The organism is Nocardioides sp. SR21 (assembly GCF_022761125.1).
In the GTDB taxonomy this organism is placed as follows: Bacteria; Actinomycetota; Actinomycetes; order Propionibacteriales; family Nocardioidaceae; genus Nocardioides.
Map to the genome: position 1 here is coordinate 618,278 of NZ_JAKWJR010000001.1, position 11,782 is coordinate 630,059.

The 11,782-nt window shown below is 71.5% G+C and carries 10 protein-coding genes; 8 read left to right on the forward strand and 2 right to left on the reverse strand.

Going from position 1 to position 11,782, the window contains the following annotated elements; genetic code table 11:
• Window positions 1-1,596, reverse strand: coding sequence for a methyl-accepting chemotaxis protein (locus MJ604_RS24140; RefSeq protein WP_243056813.1), 1,596 nt, complete (start codon window positions 1,594-1,596; stop codon window positions 1-3).
• A 225-nt stretch (window positions 1,597-1,821) separates the two neighbouring features.
• Between MJ604_RS24140 and MJ604_RS03095 the strand changes: the two genes are divergently transcribed.
• Window positions 1,822-3,024: an MFS transporter gene (locus tag MJ604_RS03095; RefSeq protein ID WP_243056814.1), complete on the forward strand. Its 1,203-nt coding sequence runs from the start codon at window positions 1,822-1,824 to the stop codon at window positions 3,022-3,024.
• Here the strand turns inward: MJ604_RS03095 and MJ604_RS03100 are convergent.
• On the reverse strand, window positions 2,931-4,076 hold the full coding sequence (locus MJ604_RS03100) for a GNAT family N-acetyltransferase (protein WP_243056815.1): 1,146 nt from the start codon (window positions 4,074-4,076) through the stop codon (window positions 2,931-2,933). The genes MJ604_RS03095 and MJ604_RS03100 overlap by 94 nt on opposite strands.
• A gap of 67 nt (window positions 4,077-4,143) precedes the next feature.
• Here MJ604_RS03100 and trpS point away from each other — a divergent pair, with 67 nt between their 5' ends.
• From trpS to MJ604_RS03135, 7 genes are all read left to right on the forward strand, one after another.
• A complete protein-coding gene (gene trpS, locus MJ604_RS03105) occupies window positions 4,144-5,202 on the forward strand; it encodes a tryptophan--tRNA ligase (RefSeq protein ID WP_243056816.1) in 1,059 nt (352 codons plus the stop codon).
• Between the two features lie 17 nt (window positions 5,203-5,219).
• Window positions 5,220-5,744, forward strand: coding sequence for a 2'-5' RNA ligase family protein (locus MJ604_RS03110; RefSeq protein WP_243056817.1), 525 nt, complete (start codon window positions 5,220-5,222; stop codon window positions 5,742-5,744).
• Window positions 5,744-6,799 (forward strand): YihY/virulence factor BrkB family protein, encoded by a 1,056-nt coding sequence (locus MJ604_RS03115; protein ID WP_243056818.1) that lies wholly within the window; start codon window positions 5,744-5,746, stop codon window positions 6,797-6,799. The genes MJ604_RS03110 and MJ604_RS03115 overlap by 1 nt, the downstream gene beginning before the upstream one ends.
• The gene (locus tag MJ604_RS03120; protein WP_243056819.1) at window positions 6,796-8,535 is read left to right on the forward strand and encodes an ELWxxDGT repeat protein; all 1,740 of its coding nucleotides are present in this window, start codon (window positions 6,796-6,798) and stop codon (window positions 8,533-8,535) included. Before MJ604_RS03115 ends, MJ604_RS03120 begins: the two co-directional genes overlap by 4 nt.
• A 12-nt stretch (window positions 8,536-8,547) precedes the next feature.
• Window positions 8,548-8,775 carry an SCO4848 family membrane protein gene (locus tag MJ604_RS03125; RefSeq protein ID WP_243056820.1) on the forward strand — a complete coding sequence of 76 codons (228 nt, stop codon included), beginning with the start codon at window positions 8,548-8,550 and terminating at the stop codon, window positions 8,773-8,775.
• Between the two features lie 71 nt (window positions 8,776-8,846).
• Window positions 8,847-10,640 (forward strand): ELWxxDGT repeat protein, encoded by a 1,794-nt coding sequence (locus MJ604_RS03130; protein WP_243056821.1) that lies wholly within the window; start codon window positions 8,847-8,849, stop codon window positions 10,638-10,640.
• Entirely contained in the window at window positions 10,637-11,695 is a 1,059-nt protein-coding gene (locus MJ604_RS03135) for a TIGR03032 family protein (RefSeq protein ID WP_243056822.1), read from the forward strand. Before MJ604_RS03130 ends, MJ604_RS03135 begins: the two co-directional genes overlap by 4 nt.
• Window positions 11,696-11,782: the final 87 nt, after the last annotated feature.

Sequence of the window (11,782 nt, forward strand, 5' to 3'; positions counted from 1 at the left end):
TCAGTAGCGGTAGCCGGACACCAGGTCCTGGAGCTGGCTGGACATCCGGGACAGCTCGGCCACGGCACCGTGGAGGTGCTGGACGCCCTCGTTGGTGTCGTTGGACGCGCTGGCGACACCACCGATGTTGCCGGCGATCTCGCCGGTGCCGGAGGCGGCCTCGTGGACGTTCCGGTTCATCTCCTGCGTGGTGAGCGTCTGCTCCTCGACCGCTGCGGCGATTGTGGTCTGGGAGTCGCTGATCCGGGTGACGACCTCGCCGATCTGCGAGATCGCGTCGACAGCGCTGGCGCTGTCGGCCTGGATGGCCTGGACCCGGCGGGCGATGTCCTCGGTGGCCCGCGCGGTCTCCTGAGCGAGCTCCTTGACCTCGTTGGCCACGACCGCGAAGCCCTTGCCGGCCTCGCCGGCGCGCGCGGCCTCGATGGTCGCGTTGAGCGCGAGCAGGTTGGTCTGCTCGGCGATCGAGGTGATCGCCTTGATGACGTCACCGATCTCCTGGGAGCTCGTGCCGAGCTTGCCGACGGTCACGCTGGTCTGCTCGGCGGTGTGCACGGCCTCGGTGGCCACCGTGACGGCCTCGTTGGCGCTCCGGGCGATCTCGTGGATCGAGGCGCCCATCTGCTCGGCCCCGGCGGCGACGGTCTGCACGTTCTGCGAGACGACGTCGGCGGCGGCGCTAACGATCGCGGCCTGCGAGGTCGTCTCGTGGGAGGAGGCGGAGATCGTGTTGGAGGTGACCTCGATCTCCTCGGCCGTGCTCGCGACCAGGGTCGCCGACTCGGCCAGCGTGGAGATGATCTCGCGCAGCGAGCCGACGGTCGTGTCGAACGACGCGGCCAGCTGGCCGAGCTCGTCCTTCTGGCTGATGCCGGCCGAGGCGGTGAGGTCGCCCTCGGCCACCTTGCCGAGAGCGTCCACGCACGCGCGCACCGGGCGGACGATCGAGCGGGTGACGGCGATGCCGAGGACCACGGCGAGCGCGAGCGCCACGGCGACCACGCCGAAGATCAGGGTCATCGACTTGTCCGCGGCAGCGTCGGACTTCTTCGCGAGGGCGTCGGTCCGCTTGCTGATGTCGGCCGAGAGTGCGTCGGCGGAGTCGAGGAGCGCGAGCCAGGAGTCCGCGAGCTCACCCGAGTTCATCACGTCGAACACCGGCCCGAGGTTCTCCGGGTCCGCCTTGCCGAGCATCTCGGTCCACGCGTGCGAGGCGGCGAAGAAGTCGTCCCACTGCTGCGAGATCGTGGCGAACTGCGCACGCTCGGACGCGGTCATCGCGTCGGTGTCGACGCCGGCGAGGACGTCGTACACGACGCCCTCGGCCTCGATCAGGCCGGACATGTTGTCCGCCTTCGGGAGGACGGCGGCCGCCGGGTCGCCGGTCGTGGCGGCCTCGGCGTAGATGTAGCCCTGCCAGCCGCTCACGTTCTCGTCGAGGCGACGCAGCTCGTTGATGTCGTCGCGGACGCTCGCCAGCCGCTCGCCGTCGTCACGCAGCGAGACCTGCTCCTTGGCCGCCACCACGCCGGTGGCGCCGACGACGACGAGCAGGAGGCAGAGCAGGCCGAAGGCCGCGCCCAGCCGACGACCCACGGACAGGTCTTTCATGATCTTGCGCACTGCGAGGACACCTCTTCCAAGGCATGGAGACATGCCAGCGATGGCTGACGTTCCTCCCGTCGGCAGGCAGTGGCCCGACCTGAGCCCGGACCGGGTTAAGGAACCGTCACGGAATAGGTCACTCGGCCGTTCCGTTGGAGACTGGCAGTGCTGCGTACGCCGTCAGCCGACCCGACCCGACGACCGGAAGTGCTCTGCGTGACGACGACCACCTCTGCCCCCGCCGAGATCTCGGCGACGCGGGCCGCGCACTTCCGGCTGGCCGTCTTCGCGCTCGCCGTCGGCGGCTTCGCGATCGGCACGACCGAGTTCGTGACGATGGGTCTGCTCCCGCAGATCGCCGAGGGCGTCGGCGTCTCGATCCCGGCCGCCGGCAACGTGATCGCGGCGTACGCGCTCGGGGTCGTCGTCGGCGCCCCGCTGATCGCGGTGTTCGGCGCCAAGCTGCCGCGCCGGGCCCTGCTGGTCTGGCTGATGGTCGCGTACGCCGTCTTCAACGTGCTGAGCGCGGCCGCGAACAGCTACGGCGTCCTGTTCTTCGCCCGCTTCCTCGACGGCCTGCCGCACGGCGCCTACTTCGGCGTCGCCTCGCTCGTCGCAGCCAGCATGGCCGCGCCCGAGCGGCGCGGTCGTGCCGTGGCCAGCGTGATGCTCGGCCTGTCGGTCGCGAACGTGATCGGCGTTCCGGTGGCGACCTGGCTCGGTCAGCAGCTCGGTTGGCGGGTGGCGTACCTCTCCGCGGCCGGCCTCGCGCTGCTGACGGTCGTGCTGGTGCTCGCGTTCGTGCCGTCCTGCCCGGGCAACCCGGAGGCGACCGGCCGCCGGGAGCTGCAGTTCTTCCGCAACGGGCAGGCGATGCTCACGCTGCTGGCCGGCGCCGTGGGCTTCGGCGGCATGTTCGCGGTCTACTCCTACATCGCCCCGCTCGTCACCGACGTCGGCGGGCTGGGGGACTCGGCGGTCCCGGTGTTCACGGCCGTGTTCGGCCTCGGCATGGTGGCCGGCACCTGGGTCGCGGGCCGGCTGGGCGACTGGTCGGTGTTCCGCACCCTGATCTGGTCGGGGATCGGGTCCGGCCTGGTGATGCTGCTGGTGTGGGCGACCGCGCCGTGGGGCTGGGGCCTGATGCCGGCGATCTTCCTGGTCACCGCGATCGGCTCGGTGCTGGTCATCAACCTGCAGCTGCGGCTGATGGCGGTCTCGGGCGAGGCCCAGACTCTCGGCGCGGCCATGAACCACGCCTCGCTCAACCTGGCGAACGCGCTCGGCGCCTGGCTCGGCGGGGTCGTGATCGCCGCGGGCTACGGCTACCGATCGCCCGCGCTCGTCGGCGCGGCGCTGTCGGTGCTCGGTGTCGGCGTGCTCCTCTGGTCGGCCCACTCGGCGCGCAGCAGGTCGTAGCCGACCAGGTCCGCCGGGGCGCCGTCGCCGGTGTGCGTCGCCTCCCGCTGGACGCCGATCCGCCGCATGCCCAGGCGCTCCAGCACCTTCCACGAGGCGCTGTTGCCGGTGGCGGCGAAGCCGGAGAGCCGCGGCAGCTCGAGCACCTCGAAGCCGTGGTCGACCGCGAGCCGGGCAGCCGTGGCCGTGAGCCGGCGCCCCCGCGCGTCGGGGTGGGTCCAGTAGCCGATCTCGGGCTCGCCGCCGGAGATCCGGTGCAGCCCGACCGCGCCGAGCAGCAGGTCGTCGTCCTCCGTGCACCACGCCCACGTGACCGTGTGGTTGGTCGCGAGCCGCTCGGTCACCTGCTCGACGTAGCGACGGCCGTCCTCCTCGTCGAAGCCCCGAGGGAAGAACGAGAGCCAGAACTGGGTGTCCGCGTCGCCGATGCCCTCCGCGACCCGGGGTACGTCGGCCTCGGTGAACGGCCGCAGCCGGACCCCGTCGCCGACGACCACCGGGTTGTCGAGCCAGGTGCTGCTCGGCTCGCGGGGGTCGTCGCGCAGCAGCGTGCCCACCCAGGCGTCGCGGAGCTCGCCGCGCTGCGGCTGCCACTTCCGGACGGTGCCCTCGACCGTGAACCCGATCTTCCAGGCCAGCCGGCGCGACGCCCAGTTGCCGACGTGGGCCCACCAGATCACCGTGTGGAGGCCCTTCTCCTCGAAGCCCCACTCGAGCAGCAGCCGGAGGCCGCGCTCGACGTACCCGGTGCCGCGGGCCCAGGGGTGCGAGCCGTAGCCGATCTCCCCGCGCCCGTTGCCCTCGTTGCGCAGCGACGCACTACCGGCGTACCGGCCCTCGGCCTCGATCACGAAGCCCCACTCCGAGTCGTCGGCCCAGCCGCGTGGCATCAGCTCGCCGATGAAGAACTCGGCGTCGGACGTTGCGTACGGCACCGGGATCGTCGTCCAGCGCTGCGAGTCGGGGTCCTGGGACTGCTCGAAGACGCCGGTCACGTCATCGGGCCGGTGGGCCCGCAGCGTGACGACGCCGTCGGTGAGGGTGGGGATCACCGGTGCACCCTAGAGCGCATCACCCCGGATGCTCGAATGACTATCCGTATGGGTCAGAATGGCCCCCATGTCCACCACGACCGCACCCGAGGTGTCGGCGTCCGTGCAGGGCTCCGGGGGCGCGCGTCCACGGGTGCTCTCCGGCATCCAGCCGACCGCCGACTCGTTCCACTTCGGCAACTACCTCGGCGCACTGCGGCAGTGGGTGGACCTGCAGGAGGAGTACGAGCCGTTCTTCTTCATCGCCGACCTGCACGCGATCACCCTCGAGCAGGACCCGAAGGTGCTGCGTGAGCGGACCCTCCGCGCCGCCGCCCAGCTGATCGCGATGGGCATCGACCCGGCGCGCTCCTCGATCTTCATCCAGTCGCAGGTGCCCGAGCACGCCCAGCTCGGCTGGGTGCTCCAGTGCCTCACCGGCTTCGGCGAGGCCCGCCGGATGACGCAGTTCAAGGACAAGTCCGCCAAGGGTGGCGAGGGTGCGGCCAGCGTCGGGCTGTTCACCTACCCGATCCTCCAGGCGGCCGACATCCTGCTCTACCGCCCGCACTACGTCCCGGTCGGCGAGGACCAGCGCCAGCACCTCGAGCTGACCCGTGACCTCGCGCACCGGTTCAACACCCGCTACAAGAAGACGTTCCGGCTCCCGGAGCCGTACATCCTGAAGGCGACGGCGAAGATCACCGACCTCCAGGACCCCACCGCGAAGATGTCGAAGTCGGCGTCCTCGCCGTCCGGCATCGTGGAGATGCTCGACGACCCGAAGGTGTCGGCCAAGAAGATCCGCTCCGCGGTCACCGACTCCGAGGCCGTGGTGCGCTTCGACCCCGAGAACAAGCCGGGCGTCAGCAACCTGCTGACGATCTACTCCGCGCTCTCGGGCCGGGCGATCGCCCACCTCGAGCAGGAGTACGGCGACCGCGGGTACGGAAGCTTGAAGACGGAGCTGGCCGACGTCGTCGTGGAGTTCGTGACGCCGTTCCGCGAGCGCACCCTCGAGCTGCTCGACGACCAGGCCTACCTCACCGAGGTGCTGCGCCAGGGCGCCGAACGGGCGGGCGCCGTGGCCGAGGCCACGCTCCGTGACGTGTACCAGCGGGTCGGCTTCGTCGCCGCCGCGCGCTAGAGCAGTAGGGTCAGTCAATGCCGACGATTGGGGTGGCCGTCGCGATCCCCGAGCCCTGGGCCACACAGCTCCAGGACTATCGGACCGCGGTCGGTGACACGACCGCGACGATGATCCCGACGCACGTCACGCTGGTGCCGCCGACCGAGATCGACGACGCGGAGCTGGCCGAGGTCGAGAAGCACCTCGAGGAGGCCGCGGCGCAGGCCTCGAGCTTCGCGGTGCACCTGCGCGGCACCGGCACGTTCCGGCCCGTCTCGCCGGTCGTGTTCGTGACCCTCGTCGAGGGCATCTCCCAGTGCGAGCAGCTCGCGAAGGCGGTGCGTCGCGGCCCGCTCGACGTGGAGCTGCAGTACCCCTACCACCCGCACGTCACGATCGCGCACCACCTCGAGGACGACGCCCTGGACCGTGCGTTCGCCGAGCTCGCCGACTTCGAGTGCGAGTTCGAGGTGTCCGGCTTCCACCTCTACGTCCACGACGAGACCGAGGGTTGGCGGCCGACGCGCGACTTCCCCCTGCAGGGCGCCACGAGCCGCTGATGGCACCGGCCCGGCAGCGGATCACCGCACGGGTGCGCGACGTACGTGCCCGGCGACCGCTGGTCGACCACCTGGTGCGGATGCAGGAGCACTACACGGCGGTGAAGGCCGCCCAGCAGGCCGGTGCGATCACGTACTTCGGGTTCCTGTCGGTGTTCCCGCTGCTCGCGCTGGCGTTCTTCGTCGTCGGCTGGATCGCGAAGGTCTACGAGGACGCGCAGTCCAGCCTCGAGCGCGCGATCAACCACGTCATCCCGGGCCTCGTGGGCGACGGCGCCGGGCAGATCCAGGTCGCCGACATCAAGCAGGCCGCGGCGACCGTCGGGGCGATCGGATTCCTCATCCTGCTGTACGCCGGGCTCGGCTGGCTGACCGCCGTGCGCCGGGCGCTGGAGGTGGTCTTCGAGCTGCCCCGCGCGGACCAGCCGAGCTTCGTGGTCGGCAAGCTCCGCGACCTGGTCACCCTGGCCATCATCGGCGTGATCCTGCTGGTCTCCGTCGCGGTCGCCGGCCTGGTGGGCGGGTTCTCGGAGGAGGTGCTGGACTGGCTGGAGCTCAGCACCGACCTGAGCTGGGTGCTCCGTCTGATCACGGTCGTGGTCGGCCTCGGCGCCGACCTGCTGCTGTTCTGGGCGATGTTCCTGCTGCTCGCCAACCCCCACCTCCCGCGCCGGGCGCTGCTGTCCGGCGCGTTCGTCGGCGCGCTCGCGTTCGAGGTCCTCAAGCAGGTCGCCGGCCCCCTGATCGCCGCCACGCAGGGGAACGCGGCGTTCCAGGTGTTCGGTCTCGCGCTGATCGTGCTGGTGTGGATCTACTACTCGTCGCGGGTGATCCTGTACGCCGCCGCGTGGGTCGTCACCGCCCCGGCGGCGCGGGCCGCGCGCCGGCCGGTGCCGGTCGAGGCCCCGCCACAGGCGTGGGTCCGCCCCGAGCCGGAGCACCCGTGGGCGGCGGCGTACGTCGCCGGTGCCCTGAGCACGCTCGGCCTGGTGGCGGTCGTGCGCCGGGTCACCGGTCGTTTGTCCCGCGACGGATCGGGCAGTGGGAGGTCATGACGCTACGGGTGGCGGGAACGGCGGCCGCGGCGGTGGCCGCGACCGGACTGATCTGTCTCGGGCCGGTCGCTCCAGCGCCGGCGGGCGCGGGCGCCGCGTCCCCCGCGTGCACCCCGCCGAGCTACCCGAGCCTCGGCGTCGACGTCGACGGCACCCTCTTCTTCAGCACGACCGACAGCGTGGACCGGCGTCGGCTGTGGAAGACCGACGGGACCCGAGCCGGGACCGTGCTGGTGAAGGACCTCGGCAAGGGGGCCGAGATCAGGCAGTACACCCTGACGGCCGCGGGAGGCACGCTGTTCTTCCTCGCCGACGACGGCGAGCACGGCTGGGAGGTGTGGCGGTCGGACGGCACCCGCGCCGGGACGCGCATGGTGAAGGACGTCAGCACCACTCACAGCCCCTACACGGGACCGCTGGACTTCACGGTCGCCGGCGACACGATGTTCTTCACCGCGAACGACGGGGTGCACGGGCGCGAGCTGTGGAGGACCGACGGCACCCGGTCCGGCACCGTCCTGGTGAAGGACATCGGGCCGGGCACGAACAAGCGGGGTCCGGGGATCCTGGGGGCCGTGGGCGACACGGTGTTCCTCGTCGCCGACGACGGCGAGCACGGAGTGGAGCTCTGGAAGACCGACGGCACCCGGGCCGGCACGGTCCTCGTCGAGGACCTCCGCCCGGGGCCGGGCAGCAGCTCCTTCGCCGGCGGCGTCGTGGCGGACGACAAGGTCTTCCTCGCCGTCGGGAAGAGCTCGAACGGGCAGGACCTGTGGACCTCCGACGGCACCGAGGCGGGCACCGTCCTGGTCCGACACTTCGACCCGGACGACGCCGACTTCTCCTACGGCATCGAGGACCTCACGGCGGCGGGCGACCGGCTGTTCTTCACCGCGAACGACGGCGTGCACGGCCGGGAGGTGTGGACGTCCGACGGCACCGAGGCCGGCACCGTGATGGTCAAGGCCCTCGCCTCCGACACCGGCTACTACACCGAGCGCTACGGCCCCTACTACCTCGGTCCGCGCCGGCTGCGGGCGGTCGGCGACCAGGTGTTCTTCACGGCCGACGACGACGTGCACGGAGGCGAGCTGTGGAGGTCCGACGGCACCGAGGCCGGGACCGTCCTGGTCGCCGACGTGCGCCCCGGAGCCTCCGCCAGCGCGCCGGGCCCCGTGACCGCGGTGGGGGAGCAGGTGTTCTTCACCGCGGACGACGGCGTGCACGGGCGGGAGCTGTGGCGCTCGGACGGGACGCCGGCAGGCACGGCGCTGGTCCGCGACGTCGACGCCAACGACGACTACTACTACCCCGGCGTGGAGAGGGTCGCGACCTCCGGCGGCCTGGTGTTCTTCAGCGCCGACGACGGTGTCCGCGGGCGGGAGCTCTGGCGGTCCGACGGCACTCGGGAGGGCACGGCGCTGCTGCGCGACATCGCGGTGAAGAACCGGCTCGACATCCTCGGGTACGACTGGAAGCCCTACGTCCTCTCCGTCCGCTTCTACACCAGTGGCGACGGCACGCTGCGCGTCCGACCGGTCGCGGGCTCCGAGATCGAGCCGTCGCGCCAGTTCCTCGAGGGTGGTCAGGGGGACCACTCGATCCGGCTCACCCGCGCCGGCGAGGCGCAGCTCCGGCGTACCGGCCAGCTGCGGGTCACGGCGCGGTTCACCTACGTCCCGTGCGCGGGCGAGACCCTCAGCGAGGTCAGGTCGTACACCCTGAAGCGCCGATGAGACCATGAGGTCATGAGTGTGGGGCGACGGACCGGGTGGTTCCTGGTCGCGATGGCGGTCTGGAACTTCTTCATCTGGCTGACGTTCGCCAAGAACCTGTCGGAGGCGCACGCCGACGGCGAGGACCGCGCTACGGGTTACTGGGTCGCCCACACGGGGCTGATCGTGGTGAACCTGGTGCTCGGCGTCGTGTTCGCCGTGCTCGGATCCAAGATCCTGCGCAACCGATCCGCCTCCTGAGGCGTCATACCCGCGAGAAGACGGGTGCGAGGTGGCAACATGCTCGCAAGGACGCGTGGAGGTGAGCGGCGATGAGCCGACGACAGCGGAGCGCCAGGGCACAGGTACTGCGAGCACGAACGGCGCGCGCCAAGTCGCTGCGCCGCCGGCGCCGGACGATGACCGCCGCGGCGGTCGCCGCCGTCGGACTGGCGGGACTCGCGCCGGTCGCGACGGCGCCGGCGTACGCCGGACAGGTGTCGGCCGCGTGCACCGACCTCGCGACGCCGCCGAGCAACCCGTCGGAAGGGGTCTCGGTGGGCGGCACCTTCTTCTTCGCCGCCGATGACGGTGTGCATGGCCGCGAGCTGTGGAAGACCGACGGCACGCCCGGCGGCACGGCGCTGGTCGCCGACATCGGCAGCGACGGGGAGTACTCCTACGGCCCGACCTCGCTGGTCGCGGCCGGCGGGAAGGTCTTCTTCGTCATCGACGACGGCGAGCACGGCCGGGCGCTGTGGAGGTCCGACGGCACCGAGGCCGGCACCGTCCTGGTGAGGGACGTCAGCAGCGGAGACGACTACTACGGCGGCCCCAGCCAGCTCATCGCAGTGGGGAGCACGGTGTTCTTCACCGTCGACGACGGCACCCACGGTCGCGAGCTCTGGAAGTCGAACGGCACCAAGGCCGGCACCGTGCTCGTCAAGGACATCAGCTCGGACGACGACGACTACAGCGGACCGAACGACCTCGTCGCCGTCGGGAGCACCCTCTTCTTCACGGCCGATGACGACGTCCACGGCCGGGAGCTGTGGAAGTCCGACGGCACCGCTGCCGGCACGACGATGGTCAAGGACGTCTACCCAGGGTCGTACGACAGCCAGGCGGGCTACCTGTCCGCAGCCGACGGGAAGCTGTTCTTCGCGGCGCGCGACGGCGTCCACGGGAGCGAGCTCTGGACCTCCGACGGCACCGCGGCGGGCACCCACCTGGTCAAGGACGTGAACCCCGGCTCCGCGATCGGCACGTCCGGCCCCGCGGTGGGCGCGAACGGCACCGTGTTCTTCGTGGCCGACGACGGCACCAACGGACGGGGGCTGTGGAAGACCGACGGCACCGAGGCCGGCACCGTGCTGGTGAAGGACGTGGACGACGAGACCGGCTACTACAGCGGCCCCTCCTCGCTGATCGCCGCTGCCGGGACCCTCTTCTTCGCCGTCGACGACGGCGTGCACGGCCGCGAGCTGTGGAAGTCCGACGGCACCGGGGCCGGCACCGTCCTGGTCGAGGACATCCGCTCCGGCGGCTACGGCAGTGAGCCGTCGTACCTCACGGCCACGGACGACGCGCTGTTCTTCGCCGCCCGCGACGGCGTGCACGGCAAGGAGCTGTGGACGTCCGACGGCACCGAGGCCGGCACGGTCCTGGTCAAGGACATCGACGACGACAGCGGCTACTACAGCGGTCCGTCGTCCATCACCGCCGCTGGCGACACCGTCTACTTCGGAGCCGATGACGGCGAACACGGCCGCGAGCTGTGGAGGTCCGACGGCACCGAGGCCGGCACCGCCCTGGTCGCCGACATCAACACGCACTTCGGCTTCGAGGTGTCCGGCAGGCGCGGGGGCTCGGAGACGGTCCGGGTCCGCGTCTCCGCCGACGCCCCGGGGACGCTCGCGATCCGCCCCGTGGCCGGGTCCAAGCTCAAGCGCGCGACGCTGGAGATCGGTCAGGCCGGCCGGACGACGGTGCAGCTGCAGCTGAGCCGGGCGGGCAGGAAGGAGCTCAGGAAGGACGGCGAGGTGAAGGTGCGGGCCAGGTTCACGTACACGCCCTGCGCGGGTGAGGCGTCCAGCGTGGTCCGTTCGTACACGTTCTCCACGTGAGCGCCGGCGACGACCGCGGCACCGAGGTCCGCTACCACCACAGCACGTCCTTCCCGGGCGTGCTGGAGGCCGCGGGCTGCTCGCTCCTCGTCTCGACCTACCAGGCGGGGCAGCTGGTGGCGATCGGTGTCGCGGACGGGCGCCTGAGCTTCTCGTTCCGCCGCTTCGACAACGCGATGGGCGTGGCGCTGGGCGCGGACCGCCTGGTCGTGGGCGGGAAGAACCAGGTCTGGACGCTGCGCGACCACTCCGACCTGGCGCCCGCGGTCGCACCGGCCGGTACCTACGACCGGTGCTGGCTGCCGCGCTCCTCGGTGGTCACCGGGGCGATCCAGTGCCACGAGGTCACGTGGGGACGCACCGACGCGGGGGCGCCCGACCTGTGGCTGGTGAACACCTCGTTCTCCTGCCTGGCCGGGCTGGACGACCGGCACAGCTTCGTGCCGCGTTGGCGGCCGCCGTTCATCTCCGCGCTGGCGCCGGAGGACCGCTGCCACCTCAACGGGCTGGCGATGCGCGACGGGCGGCCGGCGTACGTCACCGCGATGGCGCCGTCGGACGAGGCGCGCGGGTGGCGGGCGGTGCGCAACGACAGCGGCATCGTGCTCGACGTCGAGTCCAGCGAGGTGGTGACCTCGGGGCTGGCGATGCCGCACTCGCCGCGGTGGCACGCGGGCGACCTCTACGTCCTGAACTCCGGGTTCGGCCGGCTCGAGCGGGTCGACACCGCCACCGGGAAGCGTGACGTGGTCGCCATGCTCCCGGGCTACGCCCGTGGTCTCGCGATCCACGGCGACCTGGCCTTCGTGGGACTGTCGAAGATCCGGGAGACCGCGATCTTCGGCGGCGCCCCGATCGCGGAGTACCACGACCAGCTCAAGTGCGGGCTCGGCGTCGTCGACCTCCGCACCGGCGAGACGGTGGCGACCTTCGAGTGGGAGACCGGCGTCCACGAGATCTTCGACGTCCAGGTCGTCCCCGGCGCCCGCTGCCCGACCCTCGGCTCCGCCGAGGAGGAGATCTGGCTGCTGCCCGGCGCTTCGTCGGTGCAGTAGCGAGCGCCAGCCAGCCGCGGCCTTCCTCGTTGGTCGAGTAGCGAGCGCCAGCGAGCCGCGGCCTTCCTCGTTGGTCGAGTAGCGAGC

What these genes read in the sequence shown, in the direction of transcription:
- MJ604_RS03120 (WP_243056819.1), top strand. Translation starts at nt 6,796, where the DNA reads ATGACGCTACGGGTGGCGGGAACGGCGGCCGCGGCGGTGGCCGCGACC.
- MJ604_RS03110 (WP_243056817.1), top strand. Translation starts at nt 5,220, where the DNA reads ATGCCGACGATTGGGGTGGCCGTCGCGATCCCCGAGCCCTGGGCCACA.
- trpS (WP_243056816.1), top strand. Translation starts at nt 4,144, where the DNA reads ATGTCCACCACGACCGCACCCGAGGTGTCGGCGTCCGTGCAGGGCTCC.
- MJ604_RS03125 (WP_243056820.1), top strand. Translation starts at nt 8,548, where the DNA reads ATGAGTGTGGGGCGACGGACCGGGTGGTTCCTGGTCGCGATGGCGGTC.
- MJ604_RS03115 (WP_243056818.1), top strand. Translation starts at nt 5,744, where the DNA reads ATGGCACCGGCCCGGCAGCGGATCACCGCACGGGTGCGCGACGTACGT.
- MJ604_RS03130 (WP_243056821.1), top strand. Translation starts at nt 8,847, where the DNA reads ATGAGCCGACGACAGCGGAGCGCCAGGGCACAGGTACTGCGAGCACGA.